7 protein-coding genes are annotated in these 17,068 nt (G+C 29.1%); 3 read left to right on the top strand and 4 right to left on the bottom strand.

Annotated features, from left to right (window positions below):
- Positions 1-411: 411 nt before the first annotated feature.
- The gene (locus GXK56_RS01085; protein ID WP_160683724.1) at positions 412-10,227 is read right to left on the bottom strand and encodes a glucoamylase family protein; all 9,816 of its coding nucleotides are present in this window, start codon (positions 10,225-10,227) and stop codon (positions 412-414) included.
- A 220-nt stretch (positions 10,228-10,447) separates the two neighbouring features.
- On the opposite strand from GXK56_RS01085, the gene GXK56_RS01080 reads away from it, so the two are divergent.
- The gene (locus GXK56_RS01080) at positions 10,448-10,768 is read left to right on the top strand and encodes a hypothetical protein (protein ID WP_160683721.1); all 321 of its coding nucleotides are present in this window, start codon (positions 10,448-10,450) and stop codon (positions 10,766-10,768) included.
- 21 nt (positions 10,769-10,789) lie between these two features.
- Positions 10,790-11,107 (top strand): hypothetical protein, encoded by a 318-nt coding sequence (locus GXK56_RS01075; protein WP_160683719.1) that lies wholly within the window; start codon positions 10,790-10,792, stop codon positions 11,105-11,107.
- A 227-nt stretch (positions 11,108-11,334) separates the two neighbouring features.
- Here the strand turns inward: GXK56_RS01075 and GXK56_RS01070 are convergent, their stop codons facing one another.
- The 3 genes from GXK56_RS01070 to dapA all read right to left on the bottom strand — a co-directional run bounded on the left by GXK56_RS01070 (position 11,335) and on the right by dapA (position 15,460).
- Positions 11,335-12,621 (bottom strand): M18 family aminopeptidase, encoded by a 1,287-nt coding sequence (locus tag GXK56_RS01070; protein WP_160683716.1) that lies wholly within the window; start codon positions 12,619-12,621, stop codon positions 11,335-11,337.
- Positions 12,622-13,191: 570 nt separating this feature from the next.
- Positions 13,192-14,067 (bottom strand): transposase, encoded by an 876-nt coding sequence (locus tag GXK56_RS01065; RefSeq protein ID WP_160683713.1) that lies wholly within the window; start codon positions 14,065-14,067, stop codon positions 13,192-13,194.
- 508 nt (positions 14,068-14,575) lie between these two features.
- Positions 14,576-15,460: a 4-hydroxy-tetrahydrodipicolinate synthase gene (gene dapA / locus GXK56_RS01060; RefSeq protein ID WP_160683711.1), complete on the bottom strand. Its 885-nt coding sequence runs from the start codon at positions 15,458-15,460 to the stop codon at positions 14,576-14,578.
- A 305-nt stretch (positions 15,461-15,765) separates the two neighbouring features.
- Here dapA and GXK56_RS01055 point away from each other — a divergent pair, with 305 nt between their 5' ends.
- Entirely contained in the window at positions 15,766-16,941 is a 1,176-nt protein-coding gene (locus GXK56_RS01055) for a cation diffusion facilitator family transporter (RefSeq protein WP_160683708.1), read from the top strand.
- Positions 16,942-17,068: the final 127 nt, after the last annotated feature.

Below are 17,068 nucleotides of genomic sequence, written 5' to 3'. Positions count from 1 at the left end.
TAATACAAAAATTTCATTGCCTTTATTCATCAATATAACACAAATCCCTTAATTAAAACATTTTTCCTTATAAACTTAAGTTATCTATATCATTTAAATGTTTACATTGTCAATGTAAAATTTACAATTATGAACTGTAAATTGAAATAAGCTGTATAGAATAATTTATACATATCCCATACAGCTTAAAACTTATTATATATGTTCTAATTAATTAAATTCGTAAATTAGAATTTGTGCATTAGATTAGTTAAAAGGTAACCTTCGGTAAGAAGTAAGAGGTAAGAGTTAAGGAAGAAAAGCCAAAGGGATTTCATCCAAAACTCTTACCTCTTACCTAAGTTTAAGTTCCGAATTGTAGCATATCTACTATTTCTATAAGTGCATAAATTCTAGTTTTAATGAAGATCTCTAGAAATATACAAGCACATCTAACTTTCCACAATTTCTTGGAATTATATTATCTGTTATAATTTCTCCGTTTATAACTACCTTTATTTTATTGTGGCTCATTTCATTATTATTTATTTGAGTATTGTGCTTATTCACTTCACTACTATTATGGCTATTCACTTCACTACCATTTTCTTTATTTATTCTAGAAACCTTTATTGTATAATCTTCTTTTTCATTGGAAATCTTTATTTGGAATTCCTTCCAATCCATTGGCACACAAGGATTAACTATATATCCCTTATCTTTAACCTTTCTAAGTCCAAGAATATTTTCAATTCCTACTCGGTACATCCAGCCTGATGCTCCAGTGTACCAGCTCCAGCCTCCACGTCCTGCATGAGGCTCTTTTATATAAACGTCTGCTGCCATAACATACGGCTCTAACTTATAAGTCATACATTCCAGCTCTGTTCTAGAGTGATTTATTGGATTTATCATATTAAAATACTTTACTGCCTTATCTCCAAGACCAAGCTTAGTTAATGCTAAGATTACCCATACAGCCGCGTGAGTATATTGACCTCCATTTTCTCTTACACCTGGCACATAGCCTTTTATATATCCAGGTTCCAAATATGAGTTATCAAATGGTGGTGCAAGTAATAATATCATGCCTTTATCACTTTTTACAAGATTTCTCTCTACTGCTTCCATAGCTTCAATTGCTCTTATTCTTGGATTTCCTTGTATTGATGCTCCAGCTCCAGCTTTAACTTCAGTTTCTTGTAATTTATTTGATTGGTTTTCACTTATAGAATTTTCATTTTGCTCTAAAGCTAAGTTAATTGCTTCTGATTTTTCTGAAGCTGAATATGTTACTTCTGACTTTAATGTTTCTTCATTATTATTACTACTATTTTCAACTGCTCCTGAATTGTTATTTTCAAAAGCCCCAGAAATTATAGACCAGCTTTGAGCTAAAGAATCAATTTGACACTCTGGATTTTCTCTTGAACCTAATGGAGTTCCATCGTCAAAGTATGCTCTTCTATACCAGCCGCCATCCCAAGCATTCTTTTCTAAATTTTCTCTTATGAATTCTTTTGTTTCTTCAAAATGCTTTCTCACTTCTTCATCTTTTTTAATTTTAGCAATTTCAATAAAGCTATCTAAAATAGAATACAAGAACCATCCAAGCCATACACTTTCACCTTTTCCTTCATTTCCAACTGTACTCATTCCATCGTTCCAGTCTCCACTGCCCATTAGTGGAATGTTATGACTTCCAAATTTCAAGGATTTTTCAATTGCTTTTAAACAGTGTTCATATATAGTTCCTTGTTTTGAAGATTGATTTACTATTGTATACCTTTCATCTTCGCCTTCTCTTAATGGCTCATCTTCAAGGTATGGTGCTGTTTTTTCTAAAATTTCATAATCCCCTGTAGAATTTATATATTCAGCAGTCACATAAGGCAGCCATAATAAATCATCACTAAACCTAGTTCTTATTCCTGAATTTACAACTGGATGCCACCAATGCTGTACATCACCTTCTACATATTGCCTTGAAGCACTTCTTAATATTTGTGCTTTAGGAATTTCAGGATTTACTACTCCAAGAGCCATAGAATCCTGAAGCTGATCTCTAAAGCCATATGCACCACCACTTTGATAAAAGGCACTTCTACTTAAATATCTACAGCTTAAGGTTTGATATAAAAGCCATCCATTTAAAAGATAATCTAAAGATTTATCTGGTGTCTTAACTTGTATATTTCCTAGGAAATGGCTCCAATATTGTTTTACCTTATCTAATTCTGCTTCTACATTAGCAAACTTCTCATATTTATTGATAATATTTTCTATTTTATCTCTTTCCTCTTGACCAAATAAAATTACTAATTGCTTCTTTTCACCTTTTTTCAACTTAATTGTGGTTTGTGCGGCTAAACAAGGATCATAAATACCACCTGATTTATCATTGAGCTTTTCCTTATTTAACGCTTCTGGCTTAGACAATTCACCTCCAACTCCTATAAACGCTTTATTATCTCCAGTAAAGCTTAAGGCTTCTCCTCCTAATATAGTTAAGTAAGCATCTAATTTACCAAAGTATTGACTATAAGGATTTTTTCCACCTATAAATCCCTTACTTTGAGCTGATTTTCTTGAATTTATGTCTTGAGTTGATTTTCTAAAATTTATGTTTTGGTCTGATTCACTTTGAACTGATTTTGCTGAATTTATATCTTGGTCTGACTCCATTCCACTTATATATGTAGAAATATATCTTGAGCTATCATATTCATAAACACCTAAAACAAGCTTAGAATAATAAAATACAGAAACACTTCTATCTTCTTCACTTAAATTTTCTAGTGTTACTCTTTGTATTTTCAAGCGCTCTCCTTTAGGTGCAAAAACTTCAAGCTTTCCATTTAAATCATAGGCCTTATGTATAAATTCAGAATATCCAAAGCTATGTTTTATTAAATAATCACCTGAATCTCGCACCGGCTTAGGTGATATAGAAAAATATTTTCCTGAAATATTATCTTTAACATAAAGAGCTTCGCCTGCTGGATCTCTTATATAATCATTACTCCATGGTGTTATCTTATTTTCTCTTGAGTTTCCACACCAAGTATATCCAGCTCCTGTTTCAGATATATGAAATCCGAAATCTTCATTTGAAATAACATTAATCCAAGGTGCTGGAGTATTTTTATAATCAGATAACTTAATTATGTAGCTTTTATCTTTTTTATTAAAACCACCATAACCATTAAAGAAATCTAAGTCTGCTATATTAAAATCTGAAATTTCATTAAATTCTTTATTTGAGTTATTTTTAACTGGTTCATCTGCATCTAGCTTCTTATTTTCTTCTATTTCTTTGATTTCTTCTATTGCTTCTGTCCTTTCTATTTCTGTCTTCTCTATACTTGTTGAAACTTTTGCTGCTTCTTTAATTTCTTTTGAGGATTCCACATCTCCAATTATTGATTTTGCATTCTTAATGCTTTGAGATTCTTCTATACTCTGAGGTTCTTCTATATTTTCATGTTTCTCTATATTTTGAGATTCTTCTATATTTTGAGTTCCTTCTATTTTCAGATTTTCTTTTTTTACCTTTGCTATATCACCTGGCACTTTCATACCTTTAAGTAAATCTTCTCCAGTTATTAAATCTTCATCATGATCATATTCTGCATAAGGTACATTTGAATTATTTCTTAAGGCTATTTGAGAATTTAACCCTTCTTCTTTTAATTCCATATAAGGTTTCATGTTTTTCTCTACATATATATAAGATTTCAAACTGTTTTTACTATCTACATATATTCTTGAAATTCCTATTAATAAATTTTTAACTTCCTCATCCATAGTTGCCTTATTGTGAATAAATATTCCACCTGGTTTATTTAGCAAGCTATTTTCGCTAGACATTCTTATAGCATCAAGAATATTCTTTTGAAGTGGAGCTTCATAAGAAATTTCTTCATTATTATATATAATTAAATCCAGTTTTAATCCTTTAAGCTTTAAATAATAATGGAATTTTATCATATCAAGCACAAGATTTGTATCTTCCTCAGTTTCAATTACAGCCATAATAATAGGAAGGTCTCCTGAAATTCCATAAGCCCACAAATCTTTTTGATGCTTTTTTATGTTAACAATATATTCTTCTCTATTCTTTCTATTTGAGGTTAAGAAGAAAATTTCACTTGCAGCACTTTGGAAGCTATTAGCCTTACCGCTTCTTATACCTAGATTTTTTAACTCAAGCTGTGTACTTATACTATAATTTTTAAATACCTTATTAAGCTTAGCAAAATCATTATTTTGTCTGCATAGCTCTATAATCTGCTCTTTAGAATCACTTATTCCAGTTAAGAAGTAAATTTCTTTTTTTGAATTTGGCTCCAATCTAATTCTTGCCCTCAGGCTCATTATAGGATCTAAAACTGTTCCAACTGTATTGCTTAAAGACTTATCATTATCCATTACTACAGGTGATTTTAATTCTCTATTCCTGCCTATAAAGTTTATTCTTGAAGTTTCATAGGTAATAGGTCCCTCAAGCTCACCTTCTGATACTATTTTATGAAATATGTATGGAACCTTTGCGCCTTTAACTCTTCCTCTTCTACTTCCTATTAAAATATTTTCTCCTTCCTCATATTCTGTTTGAATAAATAAATTTGAAAAAGCTGGATGAGCTGCATCAGCACTAAAGGCTGCCAAGGTTATTTCCATATAACTTGTTATTTCCAAACTTCTTGCTTTATCACTTAAATTATTTAAAGTTAATTTTCTAACTTCAAAGTTTTCATCTGACGAAACAACTATCTCCATTTCAGTTTTAATATTGCCCTCTTTCCTTATAAACTTAGCTTTATCCAAATTAAACTCTGCTTCATATTTATCTCCAGAAGTTTTACAAGGTTCAAAGGTAGAACTCCAATAATCATTTGAATTTAAATTCTTTATATAAAAGAACATTCCACTGTCATCACTTGTAGAATTCCCCTTCCATCTATAAAGCATCATATCATTCTTTTTAGAATATCCACTTCCACTTGCAGTAATCATAGTTGAGTATTCACCATTAGAAAGCAATAAGACCTGTGGATTATCTTGCTTTACTTGTTTAAAGTTTCTTGGAACCATGATTTCTCCCTCAAAATATCTATTTTTTATTGAAAAATCATCATTTCTCTCGAAAACCACATGTTGTGGAATCTTTTCTTTCAACAAAAGCTCTGTTGCTTTTACTTCTGGTAAGGTGTGAAATCTATTAATTAAAATATTATCTTGAAGAATATTGTCTAAAGCCATAAGAGACATCCCTAAATGATGCACCATATAATTCACAACTTTATTAATCTTTTGTGGATTATTTATTGTTTTGAACTTATCCTCATCATAATTATCTACATGCCTATCATATTCTTCTTCAAAGTTATCAACATTATCCACATTTTCCACACAGGAATTGTTGATATCTTTTATATATTTATTCTTTCTACTATCCACCTTTTTTGCATAGTTATCCACATTTTTTAGATTGTTATCCACATTTTGTGTATAGTTTTCCCCAATTAGCATATCATTATTGTGATTTTTATTAATTTTTAAGGAGTTTTCCACATTCTTCTCATTTTCAATTTTATCAAAATTTGAATTTGACGTTGGTTTTTCTTGATTTTTTACTTCTGAAAAGGTCATTATATATTTTCCCTGTCTTGCCATAGTATAATCTATAGCCTCAATGAAGCCATATCTTCCTGTTGCCCCTGCTTTTTCAAGTCTTTTAAGATTTTTAATTGCAGTATTTTTTGCAAAAGGCACTGTCATTAATGTTGAATAAGGAGACACTACAAGTTCATCTTCAAGTCCCCTTTTCAGCCCAAGTCCAGGTACACCAAAAGCCTTATATTGATAATTTTCAGCTGCATCAAATTCATAAAAAGCAGCTTCTGATATTCCCCATGGAATTTTCTTTTGTTTTGCATAAGATATCTGTGCCTTTATTACAGCTTTATAGGTTTGACTAAACAAGGTTTTGGGGTAATTTCTCATTATTAATGAAGGCATAAAATATTCAAACATAGTTCCACTCCAAGAAACTAGGGAGTGAGTATGAAATGCATTAGTCATTGCCCTGCTCAACTTAAAATAATGCGCTTCTGGCACATCATTTTTAGCAATTGCAACAAATGAAGCTATTCTCGATTCAGATGCAAGCAAATCATAATAGGAGTTTCCAAGTGAATTTTCCTCAACATTGTAACCAATAGAAAATAGTTCTCTAGTATTATCATAAAGAAAATTAAAATCCATTTCCTTTGTAAGGTTATCAATATCTTTAATTATCCTATCAATTTTATCCACATAGCTTTTAAACATTTGAATTTTTTGACCTAAATTTTCTTTGAAGTTATCCCCACTTTCTCTTCTATACTCCTCACATCTGTGGATTAATTCTATGAGATTGGGAACCCCTTCAAAAAACTCCTTGCTGTACAGTTTTTCTAAGCCTTCAAAAATATTATTGTAGTTTTGAATTTTTTTCTTAATTTCATCTATAAGCTTATTAAGCCAGTAATTTAATTCTTCATTATTTAATTTTACATCGTATAAGCTTTCTTTTTTATACATTTCTCCTTTATCTTTGTTTGAATTTTTAAGCTTATTTAACTTTACATCAATTGGTTCTAAATCATTTATTTCATTACTTAATTCATATAACAATTTTTTATTTTTCTTTAAAATATCTGCTTCATAAAATATGTCTTTATTTTCTTTCAAATTGCTTATTTTATTTTTCTCTTCACTCAACTTTTGAAGTATATTTAGTTTCTGCTCCTCCTTAAAGTCTTGAAGTTTATATAAAGCTTCTTTTAGAATATTTAAGTATTCTCCTATATTATGTTGTGGTAAAAATTTAATTTTAATTGAATCAGCTTCTTCTTCTATTATCTTATAAACATCATTTAAGGCTGATGTTTCTTTTATCCTTATTACCTCATTATATTTAACCTCTTCAATAGCCTGCTTCAAAACCCATAAATCGCTTAGGAGATTTCCACTGTCAACTGTTGATACATATCTTGGCCATAGAGGTTTTCTACTTTTTGTATCATACCAATTTAAAAAATGACCATGAACTCTTTCCAGTTCCTTCATACTATTTAAGGTAAGCTCTGTCTTATCAATAAATTCCCACATAGTTATATATCCCAAATCATATGCAGTAACATTTGAAATAAGTCCCATTCCTATATTAGTAGGAGAAGTCCTGTGGGCCACACCTTTAAACGGTTTTTCCTGATAATTATCTGGTGCTAAATAATTATTTTCTTCATTAACAAAATCTTCATAATATGCATATATTCTTCTAGCTATTTTTTGTAAATAACTTTTTTCTTCATTATTTAATGTATTTTTATCCTTGGTAGTCTCCATGCTTATGCAATATGCAAAATAAGGACTTATGATCCATAGAATTGCAACTGCTAAATTATACGCAATTACACCAATTGAATTAAAGAACGATAAATAAAGAATCACCATCCCCATTACTGGTGAAATCCACATTCTCTTAAAGCAGGATAGAAAATCATTGCTTGAATTCTTTTCTACAAACTCAGCTGACTGCCACTCAAGCATATTCTTCTTAGAAAAAATAACTCTAAATAATGTTACCAAAATAGCATGAACCATTAAATATGATTGATAAGGTATAAAGCTTACTATTAAAACAACCTGTTCTAAGTTTTTAAAAGTTCCCATAAGCTTATTTTTAGGTGTTACAACAAAGTCTGTCACAGTAAACACTAAAGAACTTATTAAAGCAAAAAAACAAAGTGCTGCTATTTGATTCCCTGCTGACAAAACTGTTAAGGATAAAATAAGTGCCAAAAGAAGATTAGGTGCTAAAAGGCTTCTTCTTAAATTATCAAATACCTTCCACTTATATAATAAAGTAAGCTTATTAGAAAACAGCCAGCCTATTAACTGCCAATCTCCCCTAACCCATCTATGAAGCCTTTTGCAGCTGGATTCATAAGACCCCGGATACCCATCAATAAATTCCACATCACTAACCAAAGCACATCTTGCAATTCCACCCTCCAAAAGATCATGGCTGAGTATTTTATTATCCTTTATTGTATTGTGAAGTACTTCATAAAATTTATCTATGTTAATTATTCCTTTTCCCGTAAAGGAGCCTTCTCCAAATAAATCTTGATATGTATCTGAATAAGCTGTTGAATATCCATCAACTCCTTCTTCTCCTCCAAATATTCTTGAAAAATAAGTTTGATTTTTAGCCTCTAAGCTAATGCTTACCTTAGGCTGCATTACTCCATAACCTCTGACTACACGGTTATCCTTTATCTTTGGGGAATTTAAAACATGACTCATTGCTGCTACTAGCTTTACAGCACTTTCTCTCGGCATAAAAGTATCTTCATCTAAAGTAATCAAATACTTAACCGCTCTTAATTCCTTAATATCTGAACTAAAAACATTAAAGGTATGCTCATTACTTCCTCTAATAAGAGCCATAAACTCCATAAGCTTTCCACGTTTTCTTTCTCTTCCCATATAAACCTTTTGCTTGTCATTATAAACTCTTACTCTGCTAAAGAAAAAAAAGCGATTACTTTTCGATCCCTCATAAGAATATTTTTCATTTAATTTTCTGGCGCACTCTATTCCGCATTTTATTACTTCTTCATCATTTTTCTCTACTTCCTCCTTAGAATCTAAAAAATCACAAAGTAATGCAAAATATAAATTTTTATCTTTATTCCCACAATAAGCTACTTCAAGCTTTTTCATAAGTTCTTTAATCTTTTCTTTTGAATTTGTAATTGCAGGAATTACAACTACAGTTTTACTTTCTTCTGGAATTCCACTGCTGAAATTTAACTTGGGAACTAATCTAATTTCTGAAGCCTTATTTACAGTCCAGTTTGTAATACCAATTATTATTTCATTTACAGGAATTAAAATAAGCAAAAATGAAATTAAATATTGAGTTCTTGTATATGCTATTCCTAAAATACTGGTCATATATATAATGAAAAAACTTATCAAAAGAGTTCCAAGTATATTCATGGCTAAATACATATTTTCTGAGAAATTAAATTTAGCACGATTATTGTGACTCTCCAATTCCTTTATTCCATCGTCAATTAAATAATACCCAACATGGCATTTATAATCATCTTCATTATTGTCCATGCTTTTTTGAGCAAGTTCCAAAATATTATTTGTTAAATCAATTTCATTGACCTTTAGCTTTCTTGCTAACCTTTCAAGCTTATGTCTATAATAATCTTTTGATTTAAACTCCATATTACTATAGACCTTTTGAGGATCCTTTTTCAGCTTCTTTTCAACTAAAGAAGTATTTTCAAAAAACTTTCTCCAGCTTATCCCCTCAATCTTTCTAATATGGGTGATATATTCACCAATATAATTTTCCAACACCTCTTCTCTTAATTGGCTTTTAAGTTCACTCTTTTCATAATCCACACTTAAATTCCAATTAGTCTCCATAAATTCATAAAATCTTTCATCCTCTATAGAATTCTCTCTTAAAACCCTAAAAAATTCTCTTAGAAATAGATGACTTACATGATCAAAATCAACCTGAACACTTCTTAACTCCTGATAAAGAATATTAAGATTATCCTTCATATTACTTTCTTTTAAATTAGCATTATTTAATTCTCCAACATTTTTACAATATACAGGATTATTATTGATAATATCAATAACCTTTTCAGCTGTAATCTTTCCTTGTATAATTTCTTTTTGAATAGATGTAAGCTCATCAGTATACTCTGACAGGCTTATTATAATTGCTGTTTTAAGCATAAGAGGAAAAGCCCACAATTCTCCCATGGTAAAACCAGCTTCATTATTCTCTAAATCTATCTCGCCACTCATTTCTGTTCTTTTTTCCTGAAGCTTATTTATATAAGCTATTAATTTATCACAATCAATTTCATTTTGATTATTTATATAATCTTTAGCCACTAAAAAAATACGTGGCACCATTTCCTTTGAATCTATAGAAGTTAATCCCTCAAAATAGTCTATTGGCATCTCCCTTTTTATCGCTTTATATTCTTTTTCAATTAAATATATATTATCTAGAAGCCATTCTGAGGCTCCAAGAACTTTGCAGCCTTCTTTGGACAATTTGCTAAAATATTTATAATTATCATGTATACTAGAAAATGCATCTGAAAGTTCTCTTAAAACATTCCTTCTTACACCATAAGAATTATTCTTTTCCAAGTAAAAAACTCCCTTCAATATGTAATCTTAACAACTTCACATAGAAACTAGAAAAACATACTATTCTAATTTTTTAACTGTGTTTCAATGCCAATTACTCAATAGAGATATTTTTACCATAAATATATAAAATATTCTTAATAGCATGTATTAATATGATAGACTTGGAGAATAACATAGTGTTTTTGACATAAACTAAAGTGGAAAGGTGGTTAAATTAATGAAAAAGTTCTTTTTTATGTTTTTATTCTGCTCATATTTATCCTTTAATTTATTTTTAGTACCTTCTATGGCTGAAACAAAAATTCTTAAAGAAGGACTATATAAAGCAGAAGATTTAAATTTATCTGAAAACAAAATAAACACCATTAGAAATCCATCTAATGATGAGTATACTTTTATAATGGTTTTTGATTCAAATCAGATTACACAGCAATATATGCAATTAATACCTAATTCAGAAGAATATATTTTAACAACGCTACAGCCAGGATATCAATTATTAGTAGTTACTAATGATGAAATTATTCTAGAATTTTAAACAGAAAGGTGGTATATACCCTTGAAAAAAGCTGTTATCATATTTTTACTTTTTATCTATTGTTCTTTTCAATCACTACTAATGCCCGCTACAGCCAGTTCTCAAACCCTTAAAAAAGGTTTTTACAAAGTGAAAGATTTGCAGCTTTCGCCTAATACACCTTATACAGTACAAAACTCTACCTTTAACGAACGTATTTACATAATTATTTTTGATTCTCATGCAACACCACTTCAGGGTATACGGTTAAAACCACAATCTAAAAAATTTAATATAATTCCTCTTCAACCAGATTATAAGGTTGTATTAATAGGAGATGGCGAAGTCCTCATATCTTAATGCTGACCTAAAATATCCCAAAAGATATCAGGCACTTCAACTTATATTACTCCCATATAAGACATTTCAATTTTTATTGACTATATTATTTTCTTTTCATAAAAATAGGTTAATCTAAATTCTTTATATTTTTAGTGTTGAACGAAAATAAAAGGTATAGATAAATAAAATCTATACCTAAGTTCAATACAAATCTGGATACTATTTAATTAGCCCACTGCACTTATTTAATTAAAAAATTCAGTAAATGCCTTTATAGTATATTCATTGTCCTTTACTGATGCTAATTCTCTTATTGAATGCATACTTAGAACAGGTGCTCCCATATCTATCACTGGTATATTTAACTTACCTGCAGTGATTGGTCCTATTGTTGTTCCGCCTCTTAAGTCTGATCTGTTTACAAAAGTTTGGCATGGAACTCCAGCTTTTTCACAAATTCCTTTAAATATTGCACTTGCATAGCTATCTGTTGAGTAGCTTCCACTTGCTGCAATCTTTAAAACTGGGCCTTTACCTAACATTGGCAGATTAGTTGGATCACATTTCTCTGGATAATTTGGATGCATTCCATGTGCTAAATCTGCTGAAATCATAACTGAATTGCTTAAAGCTCTTCTAAATTCTTCTCTATTCTTACTTAAACCTAAAGTTATTCTTTCTAAAATGTTTTCTAATATAGAAGAATTAGCACCTTGAGCTGTTAAGCTTCCTATTTCTTCATTATCTAAAGCTACCAAAACTTTAGTTTCTTTAATTTTGTTGCTATTTAATAAGGCCTTTAATCCTGCAAATACCATCCAAAGGTCATCTAATCTTCCGCAAGATATAAGCTCTTCATTAGGTCCTACAAACATACCTTCTGCATATTCATATAAGAATAAATCAAAATCTAATATATCACTTGGGGCTACATTTAAGCTTTCTGCAACTAATTTAATTAAATAACCATCCTTTTCTAATTTATCCTCAACAATTGTAACTAAAGGTAATGTATCCTTTTGTCTGTTGAATGCATATCCTTCATTAACTTCTCTATTCATATGTATAGCTAAATTAGGAATTATTAAAACAGGTTTATTAATATCTACTAGTTCTACTTTTGGTTTAAAAGGATTTTCTCCCTTTAATGTAACTCTTCCCGCTATGCTCAATGGTCTATCAAACCAAGTACTTAATATTGGTCCCCCATAAACTTCTGTATTTAACTTTAAATACTTTCCTTCAACTAACATTTCAGGATTTGGCTTAATTCTGAAACCTGGTGAATCAGTATGTGCTCCAATTAATCTAAAGCCATCTTTTTCAATATCTCCTGTTCCAATCTCAAATGCAATTACTGCTGAATCATTCTTTTTAATATAATACTTTCCGCCCTTTTCTAAATTCCATGTGTCTTCTTCTTTAATTTCAGAATATCCTTCTTTATCTAAAATAGTCTTAATTTCATATGCACTTTGAAATGCAGTTTTGCTCTTGTTTATAAAATTTAATAATTCTTGTGTGTTATTCATAGTTACTTTCTCCCTCTTTTTCATGCTAATCAATTTATTTCAAATAATAATTAGCTTATTTATATAAATTAACATCATATGCTTAAAAACAATTATTTTTTATATTCCTCTATTACCATTTTAAATTGCTTTATTAGTAAATGATTTTCACTTCTTCAAATGTCATTCTTCTAATATCAGACTATCAGTAACCTCCTTAAAATATTTTCCTTGAAGAATCGTCCCCAAATTTATCAAATGGTACCTAAAAACAGTATTAAGGAATTATTTTAGGATCTAACTCAAAAATCTTTGCGGCGCCCTCTTTAATTACCTCCATTGCCTTCTTAAAAACCGCATCTTCTACTTTATTATAATCCATTATAAGTTTCCTTCCAAGTCTTGCTATATATTATAATAATCAAATAAAAGTAATTTATACAAGCACATGTTTATTTGCTAGCTAATTTATACTTACACACTTTTTCATACAAATTTCTTATATGAACATATTATATTTTATAGTACATATGAATATGTTTTAAATAAATGTTGTTAAAAATTTTAATCCTATAGAGCTTCTCTATATCTCTATATTATTAATTGCTGCATTTTAATCTTTTCTATTTTAATAAATGAATTTTTATTGCATAAACAAGATATCATATCTATATAATCTATTTTTCTATCCAAATTAAAAAGTACAAAAAATGAAAGATAACTATCTAAATATTTTGTAGCTACTCCTTTAAATTTACCTAACCATTTTCTTAAGTTTACTATAATGTATTTTACTCTATTATCAAGCTCAACTTCTTTCAATAAACCTTTATTATGTTTTTGAGCTTGCACACTAATATACCTATCTTGATAAGGAACAATATACGATCCTTCTTCAATTTTGGAATAAATTTTACTCTTAAATAATTTCCAATCCCAAAAATCACAGAATGCTGGTATGACTAACATAGAATCTTCATTCCCTTTTGCTGCTACCACCCAAATATTTCTTCTTCTTTTTGTCGTTATATTTCTGCAGCCTTTATAATTTTCTTTTAATATTGTTTTGTTCATATGTACATAACCTTTTAAGCCACTAGGAATACTGTCATTTTTTAAAATATGTAAAATCTTATGTCTCCAATAAAATGCTGTTGCTATATTAATGTCTAACTTTTTAGCACAAAATCTTAACGATCTTCTTTTCATCATTAATTCAATGAACTTAATCCATATATTTAAATCCTTTTTTGAGTAACTCCATAAGGAATTGGTAGCTTTTGAATAGGTCTTTCCACACTCTTTACATTTATATCTTTGTTTCCCATTATAAGTTCCATGTTTAATATATTTACTTCCACCACAAATTGGACAACATTTAATTATTTTATTTTTATAAACATTATCCTTTATAAACTCATTTATATGAAATTTTAATTTTTTTAACTTCACTTTTTTTCGTATCAAAAAGATTCACCTCAATATATAAAGTATCAGTATTGTTCAATTTCTTATAATTATCAAAATTGCTTAATTAAAATAAAACTGATTAATAAAATATATTCTATATGTTCTAACAAATTCTGTTCATCAAACCTGTGTTTTTATTTATAACTTTGAAAACAATAAATAAATTTATAAACAAAGTTACTAAATTTATTAAATAGAATATTTATTAGCCCAATGCTTTATATTACTTATTTCTTCTTAATACTTTCCACTTACTATAATTTTTAAACATACTACCAACATTTATTTAAAACAATAGTATATACAAATAAATTAGTTATAATGGAACCTCCCATATTATATTTTTTGCACAACCAAATTAACTGAATTCATGAAAAAAATTCTCATTTAAAACTTTATCTATATAATGTTAAAAATCATAAAATAAGTCAGGCAATAAATTCCGAAAAATTTATTGCCTGACTAAAATTAATTAACAATCAATACTAATGTTAAATATATTCAATTATATAAGGTCATTAGCTTTAAGCTGAGCTTTTAATGTATCTAAATTCTTATCTTCCATTGGAAATAATGGCATTCTTAGCTGTCCTACATTATATCCCATAAGACCAAGTGCAGTCTTTACTGGAATTGGATTTACTTCTATAAACAATGTATTAATTAGATCTAAATATTTTGTTTGAAGTTCACAGCTTTCTTTTACCTTACCTTCAAAATAAAAGCTACAAATATCATGTGCTTGCTTTGGCATAATATTTGAAAATACTGAAATTACCCCCTTGCCCCCAAGAGATAAGATCGGTACTATTTGGTCATCATTTCCTGAATAAATATTAAGTTGATCACCACAAAGAGCTTTTATCTTTGCAATAGCTGAAAGATCCCCACTCGCTTCTTTCGTAGCTACTATACGTGGATGTTTAGCTAATTCAACGTATGTTTCAGGAGTTATGTTAACGCCTGTTCTTGATGGCACATTGTATAAAATAATAGGAATATTCACTCTATCAGCAATGTAATTATAATGCTTGATTAAACCACTTTGAGTAGTTTTATTATAATATGGTGTAACTAATAAAAGTGCATCTGCTCCAACACTTTCTGCATATTTAGAAAGTTCTACAGCATAAACAGTGTCATTAGAACCTGTTCCCGCAATTACTGGCACTCTTTTATTTACATATTCAACTGTGAATCTAATAGCCTCTCTATGTTCATCATCTGTCATAGTAGAAGATTCTCCAGTAGTTCCTGCAATTACAATTGCATCGCTACCATTTTCAATATTAAAATCTATTAATCTTTTTAGTTCGGAAAAATTAATTCCATCTTCTGTGAAAGGTGTAACAATAGCAACTGCTGCACCCGTAAATATAATATCCTTCATAAAATTTTGCCCCCTTGAATATTTTCTATATTGATTATAACACAGTAAAGGCCTAGTATAAACTTAGAATCTCTTAAAATTCAAAATATTATTCCATTATTAATGAATAATTATTTATCAATAATGAATAATTAGTATATATTCATTATATAATAAAAGTCATAATATATGTTGATTATGCTCTTATATCCTCTTCTATTTCTAAATGTATCCATAAAAAGTATTTAATTAATTAAAGATATTTAATATAATGAATATATTGCTTATTTCTAGGAGATTATTATTAAAAGATTGGAGTGTATTTTATGTTTTTCGAACGTATAGTTAAAATGTTTATAAAAGATAGTTCTAACATTAAAGATGAAAAAGTTAGAAATTCATATGGAATGTTTGGTGGAATTGTTGGAATTTCAGTAAATGTCCTTTTATTTATAATAAAATTTTCTGTTGGACTTATTGTTTCAAGTATAGCTGTTATGGCAGATGCCTTCAATAACTTATCTGATGCTGCTTCTTCTTTAATAACTATATTAGGCTTCAAATTATCTAGTAAACCTGCAGATAGGGAGCACCCATTTGGACATGGTAGAATTGAATACCTTTCCGCCTTAATTGTTGCGTTTATGGTAATGTTAGTTGGTGTGCAGTTTATTAAATCTTCTTTTGAGAGAATATTAAATCCAACACCTGTAATTTTTGATTTAGTTCCATTTATATTACTCTTTGTGTCTATATTCCTTAAAGTTGTACTTTCACGTTTTAATAAATTTGTTGGAGAAAAGATCAATTCCTCTGCTTTAAAGGCCGCTTCAATAGATGCTTTAGGAGATGTATTTACCTCAACTTGTGTTGTTATATCATTTGCAGCTGCAAATTTCACTTCCTTTCCAGTAGATGGTTACATCGGTATGGCAGTTGCCTTCTTTATAGTTTATTCTGGTTTCAACTTGGTGAAAGATACTATAAGTCCTCTCCTTGGAGAAGCTCCTGACCCAGAACTTGTTAATTCAATTAAAGAAATGGTACTATCCTATGATAATATATTAGGAACTCATGACTTAATCATTCACAATTATGGCCCAGGCAAATGTATGGCATCCATTCATGCTGAAATACCTAGTGATATTAGCGTCGTTACAATTCATGAAATAATAGATAAGGCCGAAAGAGAAGTTTCAGCCGCCCTTAAAATTTATTTAGTAATACATATTGATCCAATTTGTATTATTGAAGGTGAAGTAAAAAAAGCCTATGATGAGATTTTATCTATAATTAGTGAGTTTAACTATATTGAATCAATACATGATTTTAGAGTTGTTGGTGAAGGCGACATTAAAAATTTAATTTTCGATGTAGTGGTTGAGCCTCCAAAAGATTTCACAATAAATGATCATGAATTAATTGAAAAAATATCTAATGGCGTTAAGAAATATCATCCTTCTTATAATTGCATAATTACTATAGATAAACATTATGTATAAGGTGCTTTAATAACCAATTTACTAATTGCTAATACTCAAAAAATATTCACATCATACTAATTAATATATCTATATATTTATTGGTAATAGCATTTTACAAGCCAACTTCAGTTTAACCATTTATATC

Source organism: Clostridium sp. C2-6-12, from assembly GCF_009928485.1.
In the GTDB taxonomy this organism is placed as follows: Bacteria; Bacillota; Clostridia; order Clostridiales; family Clostridiaceae; genus Clostridium.
Note: the sequence above shows the minus strand (reverse complement) of the source record. Positions and strands in the feature narration are given on the sequence as shown.

Coding starts and splice junctions, on each gene's coding strand:
- GXK56_RS01080 (WP_160683721.1), top strand. CDS start 10,448: ATGAAAAAGTTCTTTTTTATGTTTTTATTCTGCTCATATTTATCCTTT.
- GXK56_RS01070 (WP_160683716.1), bottom strand. CDS start 12,621: ATGAATAACACACAAGAATTATTAAATTTTATAAACAAGAGCAAAACT.
- dapA (WP_160683711.1), bottom strand. CDS start 15,460: ATGAAGGATATTATATTTACGGGTGCAGCAGTTGCTATTGTTACACCT.
- GXK56_RS01055 (WP_160683708.1), top strand. CDS start 15,766: ATGTTTTTCGAACGTATAGTTAAAATGTTTATAAAAGATAGTTCTAAC.